The sequence below is a fragment of the Chitinophaga sp. 05T412 genome (assembly GCF_056396465.1).
This window is the reverse complement of record NZ_JBFTLN010000002.1, coordinates 244,744-267,794: the sequence shown is the minus strand read 5'-3', so window position 1 is coordinate 267,794 and position 23,051 is coordinate 244,744. Positions and strand designations below refer to the sequence as shown.

Sequence of the window (23,051 nt, the reverse complement as noted above, 5' to 3'; positions counted from 1 at the left end):
AGTGAAAACAAAGAAACGAAGCGGCTGGAGAAGACTTGGACGCGTACTCTTATATATTGTTGGCATCTTCCTATTGCTCTTTATCGGGCTGGCCATCTACCTGGTACAGGTGAGTAAAATGAAGCCACCGGTAATTGCTGATCAGCATGCCTTGCAGCTGCAACGTACACAGCTCGACAGCACCGCCTACACATTAGGTAACAACTGGTTCCGCAAAAGCAACAGCGGGCTGTACGAAATGTATGTGGAAGGGGCTCCTTTCGAGAGAGGGGTGATTAACGGAAAGCTCTCCGGAGAATTGATCCGCCGGCAGGAAGATGTGTTTGTGGCACAATTCAGCAAAATGGTGCCATCTACTTTTTACCTACATTTTCTCAAGTACTTCATCGGCTGGTTTAACCGGGATTTAGCCAGTCACGTACCGGAAGAGTTTAAAGAAGAAATTTATGGAGAATCATTTTCTGCTTCTCCCAACTACGATTATATAGGTAGTAACTATGCACGTTTAATGAATTACCACGCGGCGCACGACATTGGCCATGCCCTGCAGGGCATGATGCTGGTGGGTTGTACGTCGTTTGGTACGTGGAATGATCTGTCGGCCGACAGTAACCTGATCATTGGCCGTAATTTTGATTTTTATATGGGAGATGCGTTTGCCGCCGATAAGATGGTGGTATTCTATCGCCCGGAGAAAGGTCACAACTTTATGTTTGTGACCTGGGGCGGATTTACAGGCGTCGTATCTGGTATGAATGATAAAGGCCTGACGGTCACCATCAACGCGGCTAAAACCTCCGTGCCTACCGGCGCAGCAACCCCTGTATCGTTGGTAGCCCGCGAAATATTGCAGTATGCAAAAAATATTCAGGAGGCCTGGGATATCGCGAAGAAACGGAAGATGTTTGTATCCGAATCTTTCCTGATAGGCTCTGCAGAAGATAACAAAGCAGTACTTATTGAAAAAACACCGGAAGGCATGGATATGTATTCCTCCGGCAAAAACTTTATCACCTGCACTAACCACTTCCAGGGCGATTCATTGGGTAGCCTGGTTTCCAATAAACTGCAAATCAAAGAAAGTGCTTCCGAATATCGTTATGAACGACTGACGGAATTGATGAAAGAAGAAGGGCCGAATACAGTGCAAAAAACAGTACGTATCCTGCGGGATAGAGGAGGTTTACACAATGCAGATATTGGTATGGGCAATGAAAAGGCCATCAATCAGTTGATCGCGCATCACTCCATCGTATTTGAGCCGAAGAAGGGCCTGGTATGGGTATCTACGGCGCCATGGCAACTGGGCGAGTACGTAGCCTATGATCTCAACAAAATTTTCAGCATGCATGGTCTGACTTCTGATCACGAAGTATATGATAGTGCGCTGACTATTCCTGCTGATAGCTTCCTGTTGTCAAAAGATTATCTTGCGTTTAATACGTATCGTAAGCTGAGGGATGAGATCCACGAAGGACAAACCGTAGATATCAACGCCTTGGTAGCCGCTAATCCGCAGTATTATCATACTTATGTGCTGGCGGGGGATTATGAATACAAACGCAAAGCATATGCGGCTGCAAAGAAATATTATGAAACAGCGCTCACAAAGGTAATCGCTACCAAAGGAGAGGAGAATCATATTCGTAAGCAGCTGGCACTTTGTAATAATAAATTGAAAAGCTAATGATCATCGGTATCGGAACAGACATTGTGGAAGTGCCTCGCATAGCGGCTAAGCTGGCGAAAGGAGATGGATTCCGTAACCTGGTGTTCACGCCTTTTGAAATCAGTTATTGTGAGCAGCAAACCAATCGGGCGGAAAGTTATGCGGCCCGCTTCGCCGCCAAAGAAGCGGTACTAAAGGCTTTCGGCACCGGCTGGGGAAATGGCGGCATCAACTTCGATGAAATTGAAGTGCGAAATGATGCAGCAGGCAAACCAGAAATTTTTTTAATAGGCAATGGTGCCAACAGGTATGCGGTTATGGGCATCAAAAAAATATGGGTGTCTTTATCCCATGAAAAAAGTGCGGCCGTTGCCATGGTGATTATTGAAGGATAAATTTTTAGGAGAATGTATATACCAGATATTGAACTACAGTCGAAAGCAGCCATCAGGGCTTACCAGGAAAAAGAAGTGATGCGCCTGCTGGGTTATCTGCGTGAGTTTTCACCTTTCTACAAATCATGGTTTAAAAAACATGGTATTGCAGCAGATAAGGTTCAATCGCTGGAGGCATTCTCCCTGATTCCCCCTGTTACCAAAGAAGATTTACAGGAACACAACTGGGAATTTTTGTGTGTAGATAAAAGTAAAATAGCAGAATATACCACTACCTCTGGTACGTTGGGCCGGCCGGTGATTATTCCGTTAACGGAAAAAGATCTGCAACGTTTAAGCTACAACGAATACATTTCTTTTTGTTGCGCTGATGGCACTGATAGTGATATTTATCAGCTGATGCTCACGCTGGATCGTCAGTTTATGGCGGGCATGGCTTATTACAACGGTATCCGCAAACTGGGCGCCGGCGTGCTGCGCGTAGGGCCTGGTGTACCCAGCATGCAATGGGAAAACATACAGCGTATTAAGCCTACTACCATTGTAGGTGTACCTTCCTTTATTGTAAAGCTGATTGCCTATGCCAGAGAACATCAGATAGATATCAACCAAACGTCTGTAAAGAAAGCGGTATGTATTGGAGAGAATATCCGTAATACAGACTTTTCACTGAATGTGCTGGGTAAAAAAATTACAGAGCAGTGGAACATCAAACTATATTCTACTTACGCATCTACAGAAATGCAGACGGCCTTTACAGAGTGCGCTGCCGGTAAAGGCGGGCACCATCATCCGGAGTTGCTGTATGTAGAGTTACTGAATGATAATAACGAATTAGTAGCGCCCGGAGAAGAAGGAGAGGTAACCATTACCACCCTTGGCGTAGAAGGGATGCCCCTGCTGCGTTATAAAACCGGCGATATCTGCCAGTATCATTATGACACCTGCAGCTGCGGCAGGCATACGCTCAGGTTATCTCCCGTAATTGGCCGTAAAAAACAAATGATCAAGTACAAGGGTACTACCCTTTATCCACCAGCGCTCTTCGATTTGTTGAATGATATGGAAGATGTKAAAGAATTTGTGGTAGAAGTATTCTCCAATGAACTCGGCACGGATGAAATTTTGCTGYACCTCTGGCCAAAGGAAGAATCAGAAGAAATGGACCGCAAGATAAAATCGTATCTCCAGGCAAAATTGCGTGTAATTCCACAGGTGAGATACACGAATCAGCAAGACATCATGCGGATGCAGTTTCCAGAGAATAGCCGCAAGCCGGTGAAGTTTTTGGATAATAGGAATTAAACACATTAGGACAATGGGGGCTCACAATCAATTTCTACCACATTGATCTGCTTGCTGCAGTGCTTTTAATGTTGTTGGTTAGCAAGTAGGTTTGGGTAGTGGGTAAAAGGTATCCTCAAATTTTTCTACTGCCAGAGAAAGCAGTTGCAATTCTTGCTCTTCCTCTGTGTTTAGATTCGATTCTCCTTTTTTCATTAAGATGTGTACACGTTGAATAGTGGCCATGTATTCCTGTTCTGTAGAAATAGGGGTGTAGGCTACTTTATTCATCATAAGGAAGTTTTTGAGCAGAAAAAAATGGAACAGACGGATAAGTTTTAGTTTGACTTATTAGCCCTGAGATGATAATCTTTAGCTAAACCACCTTTAGCAAGATATTCACGTAGGAAGGATTTTGCCTCATGTAGCCTTTTAATTTCCTCAAGCGTTTTCCTATTTTCTTTTGATATGATGGTAGTTGTTTTCATTCATGTAATTTAATGAAAACGATAATTGTTTGTTGTTGTTTTTGTGAAATAATTATACTTATATCTAATTGATAATTAGATTATTATAATGATATTCTCCTTCCTAAAACCCCAGCACCGCCAAATCCTTCGGATTATCCAGCTTCGCACTCTTCCTTTCTCCGCCTACTAACACATGCACCATATTGGTTTGCGTGGGATGCCGCTCATATAGCAAATTATCCCGCACCTGCACCTGCTTTGGTGTTGGTATATTCTCCGCTTCCAGAAAGCTCCACACGGCATCTTCTTCTATTTTATATCCGATAAAATGCAGGGGCACATTTTTGCCATCCAGGGTAATGGTCAAATGTTGCGAAAGGTATTCAGCGATGTAGCCTTCTACCTGCTTGCGATTAGCGGGACGGGTGATATCAAAAGAAGTTTTATACTGTGCTTTGAGGGTATTTTCCAGGTCATCCGCGAAAATGCGGCAGCTTACCTGTAGTTCTTTTTTATTGGCATTGTGGGCAATTTCCGTTACACTGGCATAAAACGGGTGCAGTGCAGCCATCCATAATGTTATCCACCATTTACATAATAATAAACCCACTAGACTAGAATTTTTTTTAAAATTAACTTTTACGCTTTATACTTACCAAAATTATAGAAAAGCAGGGCAATGGACGAGTTGTATTTTCAGTTGGGGTGGCAACATATTATAAATTGGGAAGGTTACGACCATATTCTGTTTGTAATAGCGTTGAGTGCCATCTACTTACTGCGTGATTGGAGAAAAGTGTTGGTACTCGTGACCGCATTTACTATTGGACATTCCATTACGCTGGCTTTGAGTGTGTTACATATTATCCGCGTCCCTTCGGCGCTGGTGGAATTCCTGATACCAATTACCATTTGTATAACGGCTATCTCTAATATCCTCCGCCGCGATGAGGAGCCGCAGCAACTACAGCTCAACTATTTTTACGCTTTATTTTTTGGATTGATCCACGGATTAGGATTTTCCAATTATCTGAAAAGTTTGCTGGGTAGCCAGGCAAACATCGTGAAACCACTCCTGGGATTCAATTTGGGGCTGGAATTTGGGCAGATCGTTATTGTAATGTGCATATTGCTGATATCAACCGGAATCGTGAAAATCAGGCATTTAAAACGCCGTGATTGGAATATGTTTCTTTCATCTGCAACATTTGGAATCGCTTTTTTAATGGTCATACAAGGCGTGAGAAGCCTGTTTTTTTAAACTGTTTATGAGAAAGTATCTTTACCTCGCCGGGGTACTGTGTAGTAGTTTGTACGCACAGGCGCAAAATAATCCTGGCTCCAACCATGGCAACCGCTTTGAGCAGCTGGGCACCATGCTGCAAACGCCTAACATGTACCGCTCCGCCTCCGGCGCTCCCGGTCCCAAGTATTGGCAGCAGCGTGCCGACTACGAAATAGATGCGCAAATCGATGACGCAAAACAAAAGCTTACCGGCGCAGAAACCATTACTTACTTCAATAACTCTCCCGACCCACTCACCTATTTGTGGCTGCAACTCGATGAGAACGAACACGACCCCAACAGCGATAACCAACGCTTCAACGAAAGCCGTATGACGGATAAAATGACGTTGTCTGCGTTGAATAGCCTGTTGCCATCCACCAAAGACCTGGGCGTGAAAATCGTGAAAATCACCGACGCAGAAGGAAAGGCCCTGCCATATACGGTTAACCAGACCATGATGCGCATAGACCTGCCCAAACCTTTGATGCCGGGTGAAAAATATCGCTTTAAAGTATCCTGGTGGTATAACATCTCCGATCGTATGACCGTAGGTGGCCGTGGTGGATATGAATATTTTCCGGAAGATAAAAACTACCTGTACACCATTACCCAGTGGTACCCACGCCTCGCGGTGTACTCCGATTTTCAGGGCTGGCAAAACAAACAGTTTACCGGCCGCGGTGAATTTGCCCTCACCTTCGGCAATTTCCGTGTACGCATGACCGTGCCCGCAGATCATATCATAGGCGCTACCGGCGAATGCCAGAACTATAAAGAAGTACTGACTCCTGCGCAATACCAGCGCTGGCAGCAGGCCCAAACCAGTAAAGAACCTGTAGAGGTAGTCACCCTCGACGAGGCAAAGAAAGCGATGCAGGGCAATGCTTCCAACACGAAAACATGGGTGTATGAAGCGCAGAATGTGCGCGACTTCGCACTCGTATCTTCCCGCCGCATCGTATGGGATGCGATGGCCACCAATGTGGAAGGCAACAAGGTAATGGCCATGTCGTACTACGGTCCGGAAGCGTATCCGCTGTATCGCCGCTATTCTACCAAGGTGGTAGCACATACCGTGAAATCTTACTCTAAACATACGATTCCATATCCTTACCCGGTAGCGATCTCCGTAGAAGCCGCCAATGGTATGGAATACCCGATGATTTGCTTCAACTACGGCCGTGCAGATAAAGACGGTACCTATTCTGAAGCTACCAAAAATGGCATGATCGGCGTGATTACCCACGAGGTAGGACACAACTTCTTCCCGATGATTGTGAACTCCGACGAAAGACAGTGGACCTGGATGGACGAAGGACTGAACACTTTCTGCCAGTTTATGGCGGAACAGGAGTGGGATAGCAACTTCCCGTCCGGCCGTGGCCCTGCACATAAGATTGTGGATTATATGAAGATGCCCAAAGATCAGCTGGAGCCGATTATGACAAACTCTGAGAACATCGTGCAGTTTGGCCCGAATGCCTATGCAAAACCGGCTACTGCATTGAATATTCTCCGGGAAACGGTCATGGGCCGCGAACTGTTCGACTTCGCTTTCCGCGAATATGCCCGCCGCTGGGCCTTTAAGCACCCCACGCCGGCAGATTTCTTTCGTACCATGGAAGATGCCTCCGCAGTTGACCTCGACTGGTTTTGGCGCGGTTGGTTTTTTGGTACCGAACCGGTAGACATCTCCCTGGATGATGTTAAATGGTATCGCATGAATGGTAATCCGGAAGAAACAGCGAAAACCGCGCAGGCTGCCTACGATAAAGGAATGGATCATGTAGCCAGACAGAAGAATAAAGCGGCCGGCATCAAATACACGGTAGATCAGGATACCAGCCTGCAGGACTTCTACAGCAAATGGAACCGCTTTGAAGTAAGCCAGGAAGATAAAGCCGCCTACAACAGCTTCTATAATAGCCTCAGCCGCGAAGAAAAAGTGCTGTACGATAGTAAGAAAAACTTCTATCAGCTTACCTTCTCCAACAAAGGCGGTCTGGTAATGCCCCTCATCATTGAATGGACATTTGCCGATGGTACCAAAGAAACCGAACGTATTTCCGCCTATATCTGGCGTAAAAACGAAAACGAGGTAACGAAGGTATTTGCTAAAGATAAACAAGTAGTAGCCGTTAAACTCGATCCTTTGCGTGAAACAGCCGATATCGATGAAAGCAATAACAGCTGGCCAAGAGAAGCGGCTCCGTCGAAATTTGACCTGTTTAAAGCAGAAGGAGGAGTACGTGGTGCATCTAGTGGTGACAACCCCATGAAGAAAGCAAATTCAAAATAAGCAAGCTATTTTATATTTTGTGGCGGCTATCATACCAGATGATAGCCGCCTTTTTTTGTCAGATACCTTAAAATGATTGCGTTATGAAGCTACTTGCCCATCTTTTGTTGCTGATATGTGTGGTGCAAACCGCCAACGCTGCCAATGTTGATACACTCGATATTTTCAGCCAAAAAATGCGCCGTGCCTATAAATGTGTGGTAATTACCCCGGATTCCTACAAAAGCGGCACCCGGCGCTACCCGGTAGTATACCTGCTACACGGCGCCTCCGGCGATTATTCAAACTGGGTGAAAAAGGTGCCCGCCGTAAAAGAACTGGCAGATGCTTACCAGCTGATGATTGTTTGTCCCGATGGCGCCTACTCCAGCTGGTATTTCGACAGCCCGGTAGATAGCTCTATGCGCTTTGAAACCTATGTAGCCAAAGAAATTCCGGCTTACATAGACCAACATTACCAGACATTGCCTGAACCCGCTCACCGCGCTATTGCCGGGCTGAGCATGGGTGGTCATGGCGCGTTGTTCCTGGCTATTCGTCATCCGGATGTATTTGGCGCCGCCGGTAGCATGAGCGGAGGTGCGGATATTCGCCCGTTTCCTAAAAACTGGGATATAGCGAAACGCCTGGGCCCTCCCGGACCAGATGGGGCTAACTGGACCGACTATACGGTGATAAAACAGGTGGAAAAGCTGAAGCCGGGTACTTTATCCCTGACCATCGATTGTGGGGTGAAAGATTTCTTCATTGATGTAAACCGGGAGCTGCATAAAAAATTATTACTGCTGGGTATCGATCACGACTATACGGAGCGTCCAGGTCAGCATGACTGGCCTTACTGGAGTAATGCTGTAACCTATCAGTTGTTGTTCTTTCATCACTTCTTTCAATAAGTAAAAAAAGAAAGCCGGTCCTTAAAAAGACCGGCCATGTACGTTGTCCAATTCCTATGAAAAGTTAAATATTTGTTCTCTCTAAAAAAAGTCCGTCAGCAGGAATACCAACGGCTATAAACTTGAATGTGACCTATGTTGATTGAATGCTAAAATGAAAATATCTAAAGAAACGCGTGGTTGTTATATAATGCCGGTCCTCAACAGGACCGGCCTTTTTTATGCACGCGATTCAAAATAAGAATTTGTGTCAGATCAAGGTTCTACTACATCCCACCACAGTGGTGTTCCCGGAGAGTCTTTCTTCTTTGACAGCAGCTGAATAGCTTTGTCTACTTCTGCCTTATTAGAAGTATACTCATCAGCAGGGAATGGTAATCTTCTGATCTGTATTTTGGTATCTACTTCACCATTGCTGTAGTTATTCACTACAGGGAACAGTTTAGGATAACCTGTTCTGCGGAATTCTGACCAGGCTTCCTGTCCTTCAGGGAAACCGGAGATCCATTTCTGGGTGATGATGCGTTCCAGCTTTCTTTGGAAATTGTCTGCCTCATTCCATTTAATGGTCAGGTCAGTAGTGGCAGTGGCATTGTTGGCTGCATTGAGTGGATCTACGTAGTCGATCGGTTTGCTGGTGTTATCATTCACATAATTAGAAACAGCAATCGGATCTGCTTTCCACTGGCTTAAAGAGGCGGCGATGCCTTTTTCATACAATTGTTGTACGGTACCACCTGTATTGCTCCATCCTCTCAAAGCTGCTTCTGCACGCAGGAAGAAAACTTCAGAGCATACCATCAGCTGTATAGGCGTGTAGTTAGTGAACGTTTTGGTTTCTGCTACTGCCGGAACTGAAAAGGCGAGGTAATCTGGTTTAGGTTTAACCGCGGCACCAGTGCGGATACCTTTGTATTTGCCGGGAAAGCCGCTGGCATGATCAAAGTATTTTGGCAAGCGAGGGTCATTATAACCTACCAGGAACGATTCCATCGCAGCATTCATAGAGCAGTCTGTCCAGGAAGTGATGATAGTGTATAATGGGTGTCTCAGACCAAAGCCGGATACCTGTACGTTATCGCTGTTATTTTCCATTAAACCGCCGTTTTTAGGGTCCATGGCTTTTTCACCTTCTGCTTTTCCACGTACTTTGTCCACTTTAGCTATGCGTATCGCCAAACGTAACCGTAAGGAGTTCGCAAACTTAATCCACTCTTTGTAGTCGCCACCATACACCATGTCGAATTTTGCGAACGGTGTTAAGCTGGGATTGGCTGCTACAAATGCCTGCAGCGTGGTATTGGCTGTATCCAGTTCTTTGAAGAAGCGATCGTAGATATCTGCCTGTGAGTCATAAGAGGAAGTAGTACCACCGCTACCGTAACTGCTGTAAGGAATAGGTCCGTATACGTCAGTTACGCGGTGCATGGCTTCTACTTTCAGGATCAGGGCAATGGCCCAGAAATCAGGTGCAATGATTTGTCCGCCTCTGCGCTTGATTTCATTGATGGGGCCCATTACGTTGTTGTAGGCCAGATTGAACGTAGAGTTGTTCCAGCCGCTGATCATGGCGTACGACAGGTTATTCTGGTTGCCTACGAAATCGTGCGGAGGCATCAGATACCCGGAATAACCATCTGCGTTCAGGTTTTGCTGTAACTGATAGTCACCGGTGGTATTACCGAAGTTGAAATAAATAGAAGACTGGATTTGTGGAAAATAACCTCCGATGAAGTTAAAATCAGCCTTCAGGTCATCATCACTTAATCCGGTTTTATCTGTATTGTATTCTTTAAAGTTTTTGGTACAGGCACTCATGCCCATGATGCCAGCCGCTAAAAGCACAGCAGCCAACGGGGAATATAATTTGAATCTGATCTTTTTCATCTGCTTTGATTTAAAGGTGAACATCATTAGAATCCAACATTCAGGCTAAGGCCATAGCTGCGGGTTGCAGGCAAACTGAATACGTCAACACCAGAAAGACCGTTACCAGTAGACATGGTGATTTCTGGATCGTATGGCGCTTTCTTGCTAATGTACCAGAGGTTTCTGCCAATCAGGCTCACACGGATGTTTTTCACAAAGCCATGTCCCAGTACGCTGGATGGAATATTGTAGGCAAGAGAAGCTTCACGCAGTCTTACTACGGTAGCATCGTACAGGTACTCACCACTCGCTCCGTCACGTCCGGCAACGGTACCATACCAGGTAGCAGCATCAACTTTCGTTACTGCTTCTTTGGTAGTTGGGTTATAGCCATTGATCGCTACACCACCATTTTTACGGGCGTCACCAGTTTCTGCAGATACGCCATATTTATCCAGCATTGCTTGTGTAAGGGACATTACTTTACCGCCAAATTTGCCATCTACCAGGAAGTTCAGGGCGAAGTTTTTGTAAGTCAGATTGTTACTCCATCCACCCTGCCATTTTGGATTAGGGTTACCAATGAATTGGTTGGCAGTTACCTGAGGTTTACCATCCGCACCGATTACGATACGTCCCTGGTCGTCGCGTACCAGTTTTTTACCGAAAATATCACCATAAGAGCCACCCTTTATCAGATTTGAACCAAAGCTGTTAGTTCCTACCTGAGTGAGTACAAACTGATCAATGTTTGGCGCCAGTTCTACGATTTTATTGGTGTTCTGAGAGTAGTTAAGGGTGGTATTCCAGCTGAATGATTTGGTTTTAATTACATTATAACCTAACATGATTTCCACACCGGAGTTCTGGATGTTACCCGCGTTGATGAAGCGGAAAGCGTAACCGGTTCCTGGTGGTACTGCAATACGGAAGTATTGGTTACGGGTATTTGTTTTATAGTAAGTGAAGTCAAAGCTTAATTTGTTCTGCAGGAAACGCCATTCTGTACCTATTTCCAGTGATTTTGTTCTTTCTGGTTTCAGGTCATAGAAAGGAGTTACGTTGTTGAAGGCAAATGTTCCACCTACAGTACCTAAACGGGTTACAGGATGCGTTACATACACCGGTACAGAGTTACCTACGTCAGCATAAGAGAAACGCACTTTACCATAGCTAACTGGTTCTGGTAAGTTCAGTAACTGATGTACCATTACGGAAGCACCTACGGAAGGGTAGAAGTAAGACACATTCGGTGTAAATGACAGCTTGGAAGACCAGTCGTTACGACCAGAGAAGTCCAGGAATACCAGGTCTTTGAAAGACAGGTTTACGTTACCAAATACTGCCTGTAATTGTTCGTGGTTTTCTGGCAGTGTATTAATCTGTCCGCCTGGTTTCATGTTCTGCAGCACGAAGAAATTAGCCACATACAGATCGCCGGCGAAAGAGTCACCAGAAGTACCTTTAGTCTTGATATCGTTGATGCTGGTTCCCAGGAGGGCATTCAATTTAAACAGACCGAAGGACTTGTTCATGTTTACGATCAGGTCACCATACATTTGTGTGGTGGTCTGATTGTTGGTGATATAACGGCCATTAGGGCCTGCCAGTGTTCCCTGTGTACCTGCATAAATGTTGGCATCATAGGTATCGTTGGTACGGTCCATGTTACCACGTGCTTGTACATACAGCCAGTCGTTAAAGTCATATTTTCCTGAAATGCTGGCCAGTGTTCTGTTACGGGTAGAGAAGAGCGGATTTTTGTTGACGATCCACCATGGATTTTGCTGCAAATCTTCCAGGTATGGCCAGTTCTGCAAATCTAACTGACGGGTCTTATCAAACGCGGTATAGTTGTTTTTGTAAGGTGTGATATCCACCCCTCTTGGGAACAGATATAAACCTGTTAGTGGGTTGAAGTACAGACCAGATACCGGACCATTGTCTAACTTTTGTGTAACGATGTTCACATTTCCATCTAACGTTAATTTATCATTCAGGAATTTACCGGTTTCTCTGAACGTAAAGTTGTGACGTTTCAGGTCATTACCTGGCATTACACCTTCTGCAGAAGTGTTGGCGTAGGAAATGAAAGTTTGTGCTCTTTCTGTACCACCAGAGAAATTGATGGAATTGATCCAGGTATTACCAGTGCGGAAGAAGTCTTTGGTATTATCATGTGCACTGGAAATGGCCGGTCCCCAGCTTTGCAGCGCACCATCTGAGGTAGGACCATAAGAGTTTTGGAATTTAGGTGTGTAAGCCACTTTATCCAGGGTAAGGCCGCTGGAGAAATCTACTTTAGACAAACCTGCTTTACCTTTTTTGGTAGTAATCAGGATCACACCATTGGCGGCCTGGCTACCGTACAAAGCTGCTGCAGAAGCACCTTTTAATACAGACATACTTTCAATGTCGTCCGGGTTCAGGTTAGAGATACCATCACCACCATCACGACCCGGCGCATAGTCAATATCACCGTTACCACCCCAGGTGTTGTTAGGTTGTTGTGTAGTGTAGTTGGTCATGGGAATACCATCTATTACATACAACGGTTGGTTGGAACTTTGCGCTGATTTGCTACCGCGTAAAGTTACTTTTACAGAACCGCCAACACCGGAGCTGCTTTTGCTGATAGTGATACCAGGCGCTTTACCGTTGAGGGAGTTCATTACGTTCGCATCTTTAACGGTACTGATTTCTTCGTTACCGATACGTTGTGTGGCATACGTGAGTGATTTGGCCGCTTTTTTCACACCGAGTGCGGTTACTACCAACTCATTTAATCCTTTTACATTGTCGTTGAGCTTCACATTCAGGGTAGTACTGCTACCTACTGTTACTTCTGTTGGCTCAAATCCGATAGAGCTGAATACCAATACATCGCCTGATTTGGCGGCTATTTGGAATGCACCCTGGTTATTTGTTTGAGTTCCTTTCGTGGTTCCTTTTACTTGCACGGAAACACCAGGAAGTAAGGTTCCCTTAGCATCTCTTACAGATCCGCCAATTTCCTTTTCCTGATAAGCGCTACGAAATGAAGATGCGGGCGACCACGTATTGCCGGCTGCCTTCACATATACGCTGTCTGCTAATATGGAAGTGAGCGCCAGACCGGTCATAGCACACACTTTCATAAGGCGTAGGTTTTTTTTCATACTTGCCTTTTTTTTGGTTAATAAATGGGATTTGTATAATTGATTTAAACTGACCATTTTTCGATAACGTGCATTTGTTTAGAAAATACGGAGCCGTTAGCATGGCGTGCACCATCCTTTTAGTCCTATTTTCGTATATGTATTACTGTTAGCTACCTTTCTATAGGAGCGTGCAAAGCCTCATCGCCTATGGCAATGTATTATCCGGGTTCAGTCACAGCAGTATTTTTTGCGTTTTTCTTACATGAAATGTGTTTTTTCTAACGTCCTGAATTTACAGAGTAGCATAGCTATTGAGCGCTGAAATGTTGCGCTACAGAGAAGGAGTCGTGTGTACTTATAAATAGTACTATCGTATTTTAAAATTTTTTTAACTTTTTTTAAAATCTTATCGAATGTCCCACCAGAGCGGTGTTCCACCATTGTCATCTCCCTTTAAAGTGGCAATTGCACGCTTCACTGCCAGGAGATTGGTACTCGTTTCCCGCTGAGGCATCGGCAAACGACGGATAAATTTATCGCTGGGAATAGTACCATTACTATTGTTAATCACTACGGGAAATAGTTTCGGATAACCCGTACGACGAAATTCACTCCATGCTTCCACACCTTCTGGAAATCCTGCAATCCATTTCTGGGTAATAATGCGTTCCCGCTTTTTCTCTATACCATCGCTCTCATTCCATTTAATAGTGATGGTGCTTAAATACTTATTCCCCACAGGCACGTTGTTTTCTGCATTTTGTGGGTCTATATATGGCGCAGGGATATTAGTGGCGTTGTTCGCATATATGTTGGCATTGGATATATTGTATTGTTTAAAAGACGCGGCAATGCCTGCTTCGTAATTAGCCTGCGCATTGCCCGCACCTTTCCAGCCATTTAATGCTGCTTCTGCTTTCAGGAAATACGCTTCCGCAGTGGTCATAAAAAGAATCCGGTTGTCAAGTCTTACCAACGGCGAAAATCCGCTGTATTCTTCTTTCGCAGTAATCTTAATGCCATTGCGTATACCATGATATACATTCGTACCCTCATCAGTAGGCACGAAATAATGAGATAACCGCGGATCTTTATAGCCGGTAAGATAAGATTCCATAGGAGCACTCATCCGCACATCCGCCCAGGTATAACACATAATATTTAACGGATGGGTCACGGGAGAAATGTCTACCGCAAAATTGTCTTCCGGGGCGGATTGTAATAAACCCAACGGATGACTGAGCGCTGCTTCCCCTTCTTCCCGCGCTTTTTTGGGATCTACCCCGGAGATGCGCATCGCCAGCCGCAGGCGCAACGTATTGGCAAATTTTACCCACTGCGTATAATCACCTTTGTACACGAGGTCAAATGCCGCAAAACGTTGCGGCGCTTTCCGGTTGATATACGCGGTAAGGGTATCTATGCCCTGCTCCAAATCTTTAAAGAAGGCGTAATAAGCCTGTTGCTGGGAATCGAATTCTATTCCCATTTCTGCATTCATTTCTCCATAATGGGTATAAATAATAGGTCCATACAGATCACTGATCCGATGCATGCCCTCTACTTTGATGATCTGAGCCCAGGCATAGAAATCCGTAAACGTATCTTTAGCCCTCGTTTGTGCAAAATCAGTGGTCTTCATCACAAAATCATACGCTACTTCCCACGGATGATTATTCCACAGGTATAGTAATCCATAGTTGGTGTTATTGATATTGCCTTCAAAAGGAGTGGGCGTCATCATATAGCCGGAGAATACATCTGCATTCAGGTTCTGCTGCAGCTGGGCATTGGGAGGGTCGTTATAAATCAGCAGGTTTAACTGCGCCTGTGATAAGGGTTCTCCCATCAACCGAAAATCAGCTCTCAGCTCATCTTCATTAAAGTCGTATGGGTTGGTATTAATGTCGGCAAATTTTTTTGTACACGCGCTGGCGAGTACCAAAGTGAGCAAGGCGAATAAAGCAATGATGTTCCAGTTTTTCATTTGAGGGTATTTTAAATGCCTAATCTTAAATTAACACCGATACTCCGCACCGGCGGTAGTCCGAATACATCCACTCCCTGCAGACCATTTCCCGTACCCATGGATACTTCCGGGTCGAAGGGGGCATGCAGTTCAAAAAAGAATAAGTTCCTGCCAATGATACCTGCACGTACGTTGCGTATCCATTTCCACTTTAAAGGAATACGATAACTCAGACTCAATTCCCGTAAACGGATATTAGTGGCGTCATACATATACATTTCTCCCACACCGGCACGGCTGCCGATAGTGGTATAATATGTTTGTGCATCCAATTTCCCGGTAAATGGTGTCCCGTTTTTATTGACGGCTTTAATGTTTACACCACCATTATCACGGGCCAGTGCACTGACTTCGCTGACACCATACCAATCCAGCACCGCCTGTGTAACGCTCATGACTTTGCCGCCAAAGCGGCCATCTATCAGGAAACTCAGGTTAAGGTTTTTATAATCTATACTGTTATTCCATCCCAGGGTGAAGTCGGGGTTGGGATTACCTACTCTTTTAAATGCATTACGGGTTTGCAGCTTGCCGGCAGCGTCCAGCTGATAGTTGCCTTTCCCGTCTTTTATTAGTTCTTTGTTGGAATAAATATCTCCCCAGGAACCGCCTTCCTGGATAAAAGACCCAAACATATTTACCCCAAAGTCTGTCAGCACAAACATGCTGCTGCTGTCAGCGCCAATAATCCTGGAGTTGGTGAGCGATACTATTTTGTTTTGATTCGCGGCGAAATTAATGGTGCTGGTCCAGGAAAGTGCTTTGTTGCGTATAGGCATTAACGTTAGAGTAGCTTCTAGCCCCTGATTCTGGATATTACCCAGGTTCAGGTAATACGTGTTGTACTTGATCCCCAGCGGTGCGGGGACTTCCATATACTGTTTGTAGTTATTATTTTTATAGAAGGTAACATCCGCGGTGATCCTGTTTTTGAACAGATGTGCTTCCAGTCCTATTTCAAAGGCCCTGTTATCTTCCGGTTCCAGGTTAAGACCCGGATAAAGAATGCGTTGATTCAGTACTACCCGGCTCACTCCTGCCACGGTTTGCAGGGAAAACTGCGCCGGCCGGGAGGCATAGGCCGCAATATCATTGCCCACACGGGCATAGGAAATCCGCGAACGCAGGAAGTCTATTGGCGCCGGCATTTTAAATACATCGCTCCATACCGCCGACAAGCCCGCGGAGTAATAGAAGTAGCCTTTATTCATGGTAGAAGTAAAAGCGAAGGTGCTTGACCAGTCGTTCCGACCGGTAAGGTCCAGGAACAGAAAGTTCTTAAATCCTACCTGCACATTGGCAAATAATGCCTGCAATTGTTTTTGATCCACGCTATGCTGCGCATCCATGGAGGTACTGGTAATATTGGAAACGGAAAATTTATTGGGATAAATCAGTCCGGGATTGGCATTGGGATTGGAGCCGTTGAAAGCACGTTCATGTGCTTTGGTATCAGTAATACTGGCCCCCATATTACCGGCCAGGTGTAGCCAGTTATTTATTTTATGGCTGGCATTTACCATCAGGTCGCCATATAGTTGGGTATTGAATTCTCTTTCCAGGGTATAACGTCCATTCACACCGGAAAGCACTATTTGTGTACCGGCATAGGCTTCCAGTTCATATTGGTCCAGTGATTTGTCGAAATTAGCCCGTCCTTTTATGGCTAACCAGTCGTTTAGCTGCCAGGTCAGCGACAGCGTTGCGAGGCCCCGGTAGCGGGTATCCAACCGGATGTTGCGTTGGAGTGCCCACATCGGGTTTTGCTGATCATCCTGGCCTATCCAGCCTTTATCCGCACGTATATTCCACCAGTTCTGCAAATAAAGACTCCTGCCGGTGTCGTAATATTCGAAGTGGGTTTTATAAAAGTCGAAGTCTTGTCCCCGTGGAAAAACGTACAAGCCGGAAATCGGACTATAGTATAATCCGGAAGAAAGCCTGTTTTCTGTGTTTTGCGCGGTAAACGATACATTGGCATCCATTAACAGTTTTTCATTCAACAGCTTCAACGTTTCGCGGAAGTTGACGGTATGCCGGTTGAATTTATTGGTAGGCAATATGCCTTTGTTGGTGGTGTTGGCGTAGGAAAAATAACTTTGCGCGGTTTCGGTGCCGCCACTGAAGGCGATGGTATTGGTCCAGGTGGAACCGGTGTTATAGAAATGTTTGACGTGATCGGGAACGTGGATCGATTGTCCCCAGCTGCCCAGGGAGCCGGGTTGTGCACTGCCTACACGGTCCGGTCCGGGTGGATCTGTTTGTGCATAGCGGTATTGCAGCGAGGGCAGGAGGGAAGGTGTTTCGAGGGTATAGTCGGAAGCAACATCTATTTTACTTCTGCCTGCTTTACCYTTTTTGGTAGTGATAAGAATCACGCCATTAGCTGCCTGGCTGCCGTATAAAGCGGCGGCGGAAGCACCTTTCAGGATGCTGATGCTTTCAATATTATCAGGGTTGATATTGGAAATACCGTCGCCGCCATCTCTGCCACCGGCGCCAATGATGTTGTGGGATTGCCCCCATACATCGGCGGGTTGGGAAGGGGTATAATTGGCGTAGGGTACTCCATCCACGATATATAGCGGTTGATTTTCGCGTGTTGATTTGTTGCCGCGTAATACCACTCTAACGGAGCCGCCTATACCGGAAGCGCTGCGGGTAATGGTGACGCCGGCGGTTTTTCCACTGAGGCAGTTAATAACGTTGGCGTCTTTTACCAGTTGCACATCATCTCCATCCAGTTGTTGGGTGGAGAAGGGGAGTTCTTTGGCTCTTTTTTGCAGGCCTAAAGCGGTTACTACCAGCTCATTGAGGGCTTTCACATTTTCCTGCAAGCGTATCGTCATGTCGTTTTCTGTACCTACCAGTATTTCGCGGGTAAGATAGCCGACGCTACTGAATACAAGCATATCGCCGGTGCTGGCTTTTATAGTAAAACCAGCATCGGCGTTTGTTTGGGTTCCTTTATTCGTATGTTTAATCTGTACAGTAACTCCAGGAAGGGGCGTGCCTTTATTGTCGCGTACTATTCCTGTTATGTCTCTTTCCAGTGATACATGATTCAGCAGATCTACAGTGGGTGAATTTTTGGTGTCACTTGCTGCGCCTACAATGATCTTGTTGTTGATGTGGATAAACTTTAATCCTGATTGGGCCGACATTAATAAGAGCACTTCATCGATGGGTGTTTTGGTGCAATTTAACGTGATCTTTTTCTTCAGGTTCAGATCGGCTTTGTCGTAATGAAAGTTTAGCCCTGTTTTTGCCGAAATTTCGGTCATTACGTCTTCCAGGTTTTTATTTTTCACCTGGATGGTGACGACAATCGGGGGCGGGTCGGGAGTTTGCCAAAAAGCACTAGTCGGTGTGTACAAGCCCCCCGCCAACAAAAGCGTCAGCATTAACCCCATGAATACAAACCATTTCATGGGGCATGGCCTTACCCTCATATGGACTAGTTTTTGTTTTGCAGATAAACGGTGTCGTTTTTAATGGTATAGGAAAGTGATTTAGCCAGGCTGATAATATCCATTACTTCTTTCAGGTTTTCATTTTTGAAAGAGCCGGTATAATTCCATTCTTTTTTGTTGCTTTCATTCATAACGGTGACACCATAACGATTTTCTATGCCTGTTACTAACTCACTGTAAGGAGCATCTCTGAATACGAGGTAACCTTGTTTCCAACCGGTGATTTCTTCTGGTTTATTGAAATTGGTTTTAATGACACTGAGTGATATACGGTCATAGCTGAGCTGTTCGCTGGGGAGCAGGATCAGAGAGCCGTTTTTATTCAATTGATCTACTTTTACTTTTCCACTTACCAGGGCTACTATTACTTTATTTTCTATAGCGTAGGCTCTGATATTGAAAGATGTCCCTAAAGCGGTGGTAGCCAGTTCTCCGGCATTTACCACGAAGCGTTTACGGGCGTCAGTGGCTACATTAAAAAAGGCTTCCCCTTCTTCCAGAAAAATAACGCGGGTGCTGTCGCTGAAATGTTCCGGGTAGCGGATTTTACTGCTGCCATTGAGGGTGATGGTACTGCCATCTTCCAGGGTAATATCTTCTTTATGTGCTTTAGTGGTGGTAATTTCTACAAATCCATTGCGGACCACACGGTTCGACTGATTTACCGCCAGTGGTGCGGTAGTGGCGCCTGGAGTGGTAGCGGTTTGTTGGGTGGATTGATTCAACCAGAAGGTGCCTGCAGCTAATAATACTGCAGCGGCAGCCGCTGCATACCAGTAACGGGCATTCATCCGTCGCACTTTAGGTGCCGGCGCAATGTGCTGGTTTAATTGCAACTTTATCTGATCCAGTTCCCGGTCAAGCTCTTTTTCTTCTATGTAGGTAGACTGATGACGATTGATATTCTCAAACCATTGTTCTACAATAGCCGCTTCCTCCGGTGAGCAACTCCCCTGATTATATCGCTCCAGCAATATTTTTATCTGTTCTGTGTCCACCTTGTTGGCGTTTTATGTGTTCTTAAGTCGTAATAACGTGGAAAAGGTACCATTGTACCCTTATTTTTTTTCGTAGTTAAACGTTTTTGCACCGGACACCGGCACCAAACCGGTTAAGCGGTGATAAAGTAGATGAAAAGCAGAATGATGATAAGGTCAGTTCTGGCGTAGTTAGCCCTTAATATCTTTAATGCTTTGGTAATCTGGTTTTTAACTGTTTGTTGAGACAGGCCTAAATGTGTGGATATCTGTTCTACGGTCAGATTTTCGAAGCGGCTGAGCATAAAAATCTCTTTCATGCGCTCCGGCAAATGGTTGATTGCTTCAAACAGTTCCTGCGTCCTGGCTTTATTGTCCACGGTTTCCGTAATAGAATGCGGCTGTGCATCGAAGTGTTCAATCAATTGCTGCAGGTATTTGCGGTACGTGGCATTTTTGCGGTAAATGTCTATGATTTTGTGACGGGCTACCTGGTACAGGTATGCTTTGAGCGATTCTTTCAGCACCAGAGAGTGCCGTTTTTCCCATAAGGAAATGAAGAGCTCCTGCAGTACATCTTTGCTGATCTCTGCCGCATCCAGTTTACTATGTATAAATAGGTACAATAGCTTACTGTAGCGGTCGTAGATGGCATTGAAGGCAGCGCAATCATCGCTTTTAAGAAGCGATACTAACTGGTTATCTGAATAACTGCTGTACATTGAATTACAGTAGTAATTACTGTGTTTTGGTTGATAATTACTAACCTTGAATGTAAGAAGAAAATTTTGATAATTCCATATTTGGCAGCTACTTTTTAAAATAACTAAATAACCAAATAATAAATATTTACATTTTTATCATGCTTCCTTCAGGCGTAATTCATTCTTGTATTCTTTCGGTGTTTTACCTACTATTTCCTTGAAGAAACGGTTGAAGTTGGAAAGGTTCTTAAACCCGCAGGAATAGGCAATTTCAGCAATGGACCAGTCTTCTTCTGTTAAGCGCTTACAAGCGTGGCCAATACGCACTTCATTCAAAAACTGAACGAACGATTTTTTGGTGCGGTTCTTAAAGAAGCGACAAAATGATTGTGGTGATAAATTGGTGATGCTGGCTACATCCTGCAGTGATATTTCTTTGGAGAAGTTATTCATTACATATTTGAAAACTTCGTCAATCTTATGGTTATCCTTTACATTGTAGGCATGTGAATAACCGGTACTGGCCAGGTAGTAGCAGTCGCGTGTTTCTGATAATGTTTTTAAGATGTGCAACAGGGAAATAATCCTATCAAGTCCCTCTTTTCTTGGCAGGGCCAGGATTTCCGGCTTCAGCAATTCATGGGTGGCGCCGGTGATTTTCATGCCCCGCTGGGCACGGTGGAATAGCTCAATGAGCGCCTTGGTTTCCGGCAATCCATAAAATTTCTCCCCGAAAATATCCTTCGGGAAATAAATCACTACAGACCGGGCTTTCAGGTCATCTCCCTTATAATATTCCTCCTCATTATACCACACATGCGGTATATGCGGCCCAAGAAAAACCATGTCGCCTTCTTCAAAGCTTTCGATGCTATCACCCACTATTCTCTTCCCGTGGCTTTCCGTAACATATACCAACTCACATTCCGGGTGGAAGTGAAAAGGCGTATTAAAATAAGGATCACTTCTCTCTATTATAGTGATCTGGTTATCGGCAAAAGCCCCAACTTTAATAAGGATGGGTTTCATTCATGTATTAATTTAAGCTACTATATTACTGTGGCAGTCCTATACTTTATTACCATAACCATTATTCCCCTGTAGTGGAACCTGATTTGTGTAGGTGTGCAGTATTGAGATCGTCCTATGAATCATGCCAAATTAGTAAAAAGTGGTTAAAAAAATATCATTCTTCCCAAAATAACCAATTTATGTGATACACGGCTGACAGAAGCCCACTGATAAGTTTTTAGCAGTTCCTTGGAATAATTAGTACAACAACGTAATTTCCAACTTCATTTTGTAAATTAGGCGAGGCTAAATCGATATAGCATTTTTTTCTATGAAAGGGATCTCTATTAAAGATATTGCAAAGCAAGCCGGCGTATCTCCTACCACGGTATCTTTTGTATTAAACGGAAAAGCGAAGGAGAAAAGAATCAGCGAACAGGTAAGTAAAAAAATACAAAAGATTGCGACCAGGCTTAAATATAAGCCCAATCAGCTTGCACGCGGCCTGCGCACCGGAAAAACTAAAACCATCGGGTTAATAGTGGAAGATATTGCCAATAACTTCTTCGCTTCACTGGCTAAAGTAGTGGAAGACGAAGCAGATAAATACGGCTATAAAGTACTCTACGGCAGCACGGAAGACAATACCGAAAAAGCAAAAGGATTACTGGAAGTATTAAAGTACAGACAGGTGGATGGTTATATCATCACCCCCACCAAAAACCTGGACAAAGAAATAGAACTGCTGCAAACCGCAGCAAAACCACTGGTACTCATGGATCGCTACTTCCCACATGTAAGCAGCCATTATGTAGTGCTCGATAATTTTAAAGGTGCTTATGATGCTACGGCCCATCTGGCCAAACAAGGCTATAAAAAAATAGCGATCGTCACCATCGCTTCTGATCAAACACAGATGAAAGATCGCCTGGACGGATTTACAGCGGCACTCAAAGATCATAAACTGTCTTTCAGTAAATCACATGTAAAGCGACTCCCCTTCGACCTCGATCGGGAAAGCTTCAACAACGAAATAAAAAAGTTCCTCACTTCTATAAAAGATATTGACGCCGTATTCTTTGCTACCAACTACTTAGGCATCTCCGGCATTGAAAGTATCCGTTCCCTGGGATGGAAAATAGGAAAGGAAATTGGCCTGGTAGGATTCGATGATCATGATCTGTTCCGCCTGCACAGCCCTTCTATTACCTGCGTTTCCCAACCCATTCATGCCATCGGTAAAAATATTGTAGATGTACTGATGAAAGAATTGAATCACCCTTCCGCAAATTCGCAGCAAGTGGTATTGGCGCCGGAACTCATTGTCAGAGAGTCTTCATCCCGTACGTAAAACATACTTCATAAAAGTTATTGACAACGCCGGCACTACGCCGGCGTTTTTTTTATCTATCTGCCAACACTTTTTGGTTAGGAGTGTTAATAGTACTATCACCAAACAATCTAACAACCAATAACCATGTAGAATTTCCATCAACCATCTAAATCCTGTTGTCCCTCACCATGGTATTTCCTATTCTTCACTTTATTCA

General features: G+C 44.7%; 17 protein-coding genes. 7 read left to right on the top strand and 10 right to left on the bottom strand.

Going from position 1 to position 23,051, the window contains the following annotated elements; all coding sequences use genetic code 11:
• Position 1: 1 nt before the first annotated feature.
• The 3 genes from AC1DFM_RS04620 to flxY are packed head-to-tail and all read left to right on the top strand — an operon-like array spanning position 2 to position 3,369.
• The gene (locus AC1DFM_RS04620; protein WP_477075555.1) at positions 2-1,687 is read left to right on the top strand and encodes a C45 family autoproteolytic acyltransferase/hydolase; all 1,686 of its coding nucleotides are present in this window, start codon (positions 2-4) and stop codon (positions 1,685-1,687) included.
• Positions 1,687-2,064 (top strand): holo-ACP synthase, encoded by a 378-nt coding sequence (gene acpS / locus AC1DFM_RS04615; protein ID WP_477075554.1) that lies wholly within the window; start codon positions 1,687-1,689, stop codon positions 2,062-2,064. The genes AC1DFM_RS04620 and acpS overlap by 1 nt, the downstream gene beginning before the upstream one ends.
• A 12-nt stretch (positions 2,065-2,076) precedes the next feature.
• Positions 2,077-3,369 (top strand): flexirubin biosynthesis putative acyl-CoA ligase FlxY, encoded by a 1,293-nt coding sequence (gene flxY / locus AC1DFM_RS04610; RefSeq protein WP_477075553.1) that lies wholly within the window; start codon positions 2,077-2,079, stop codon positions 3,367-3,369.
• Positions 3,370-3,447: 78 nt separating this feature from the next.
• On the opposite strand, the gene AC1DFM_RS04605 is transcribed toward flxY, so the two are convergent.
• From AC1DFM_RS04605 to AC1DFM_RS04595, 3 genes are all read right to left on the bottom strand, one after another.
• Positions 3,448-3,642 (bottom strand): hypothetical protein, encoded by a 195-nt coding sequence (locus AC1DFM_RS04605; protein WP_477075552.1) that lies wholly within the window; start codon positions 3,640-3,642, stop codon positions 3,448-3,450.
• Positions 3,643-3,686: 44 nt separating this feature from the next.
• On the bottom strand, positions 3,687-3,836 hold the full coding sequence (locus AC1DFM_RS04600; RefSeq protein ID WP_477075551.1) for a hypothetical protein: 150 nt from the start codon (positions 3,834-3,836) through the stop codon (positions 3,687-3,689).
• Positions 3,837-3,939: 103 nt separating this feature from the next.
• The gene (locus AC1DFM_RS04595; RefSeq protein ID WP_477075550.1) at positions 3,940-4,389 is read right to left on the bottom strand and encodes a DUF6702 family protein; all 450 of its coding nucleotides are present in this window, start codon (positions 4,387-4,389) and stop codon (positions 3,940-3,942) included.
• Between the two features lie 108 nt (positions 4,390-4,497).
• Between AC1DFM_RS04595 and AC1DFM_RS04590 the strand changes: the two genes are divergently transcribed.
• The 3 genes from AC1DFM_RS04590 to AC1DFM_RS04580 all read left to right on the top strand — a co-directional run bounded on the left by AC1DFM_RS04590 (position 4,498) and on the right by AC1DFM_RS04580 (position 8,298).
• Positions 4,498-5,079, top strand: coding sequence for a HupE/UreJ family protein (locus AC1DFM_RS04590; RefSeq protein WP_477075549.1), 582 nt, complete (start codon positions 4,498-4,500; stop codon positions 5,077-5,079).
• Between the two features lie 7 nt (positions 5,080-5,086).
• Complete coding sequence (locus AC1DFM_RS04585) at positions 5,087-7,405, top strand: M1 family metallopeptidase (RefSeq protein ID WP_477075548.1); 2,319 nt, start codon at positions 5,087-5,089, stop codon at positions 7,403-7,405.
• 83 nt (positions 7,406-7,488) lie between these two features.
• Positions 7,489-8,298, top strand: a complete 810-nt coding sequence (locus tag AC1DFM_RS04580; protein WP_477075547.1) for an alpha/beta hydrolase — start codon at positions 7,489-7,491, stop codon at positions 8,296-8,298.
• 255 nt (positions 8,299-8,553) lie between these two features.
• On the opposite strand, the gene AC1DFM_RS04575 is transcribed toward AC1DFM_RS04580, so the two are convergent.
• From AC1DFM_RS04575 to AC1DFM_RS04545, 7 genes are all read right to left on the bottom strand, one after another.
• On the bottom strand, positions 8,554-10,185 hold the full coding sequence (locus AC1DFM_RS04575; RefSeq protein WP_477075546.1) for a RagB/SusD family nutrient uptake outer membrane protein: 1,632 nt from the start codon (positions 10,183-10,185) through the stop codon (positions 8,554-8,556).
• 26 nt (positions 10,186-10,211) lie between these two features.
• Positions 10,212-13,325: a SusC/RagA family TonB-linked outer membrane protein gene (locus AC1DFM_RS04570; protein WP_477075545.1), complete on the bottom strand. Its 3,114-nt coding sequence runs from the start codon at positions 13,323-13,325 to the stop codon at positions 10,212-10,214.
• 388 nt (positions 13,326-13,713) lie between these two features.
• On the bottom strand, positions 13,714-15,294 hold the full coding sequence (locus AC1DFM_RS04565; RefSeq protein WP_477075544.1) for a SusD/RagB family nutrient-binding outer membrane lipoprotein: 1,581 nt from the start codon (positions 15,292-15,294) through the stop codon (positions 13,714-13,716).
• An 11-nt stretch (positions 15,295-15,305) separates the two neighbouring features.
• Positions 15,306-18,788: a SusC/RagA family TonB-linked outer membrane protein gene (locus AC1DFM_RS04560; RefSeq protein WP_477075543.1), complete on the bottom strand. Its 3,483-nt coding sequence runs from the start codon at positions 18,786-18,788 to the stop codon at positions 15,306-15,308.
• A 5-nt stretch (positions 18,789-18,793) separates the two neighbouring features.
• A complete protein-coding gene (locus AC1DFM_RS04555; protein ID WP_477075542.1) occupies positions 18,794-19,807 on the bottom strand; it encodes a FecR family protein in 1,014 nt (337 codons plus the stop codon).
• A gap of 113 nt (positions 19,808-19,920) precedes the next feature.
• On the bottom strand, positions 19,921-20,508 hold the full coding sequence (locus AC1DFM_RS04550; protein WP_477075541.1) for an RNA polymerase sigma factor: 588 nt from the start codon (positions 20,506-20,508) through the stop codon (positions 19,921-19,923).
• Positions 20,509-20,646: 138 nt separating this feature from the next.
• Entirely contained in the window at positions 20,647-21,519 is an 873-nt protein-coding gene (locus AC1DFM_RS04545) for an AraC family transcriptional regulator (protein ID WP_477075540.1), read from the bottom strand.
• 313 nt (positions 21,520-21,832) lie between these two features.
• Between AC1DFM_RS04545 and AC1DFM_RS04540 the strand changes: the two genes are divergently transcribed.
• Complete coding sequence (locus AC1DFM_RS04540; RefSeq protein WP_477075539.1) at positions 21,833-22,852, top strand: LacI family DNA-binding transcriptional regulator; 1,020 nt, start codon at positions 21,833-21,835, stop codon at positions 22,850-22,852.
• Positions 22,853-23,051 lie beyond the last annotated feature (199 nt).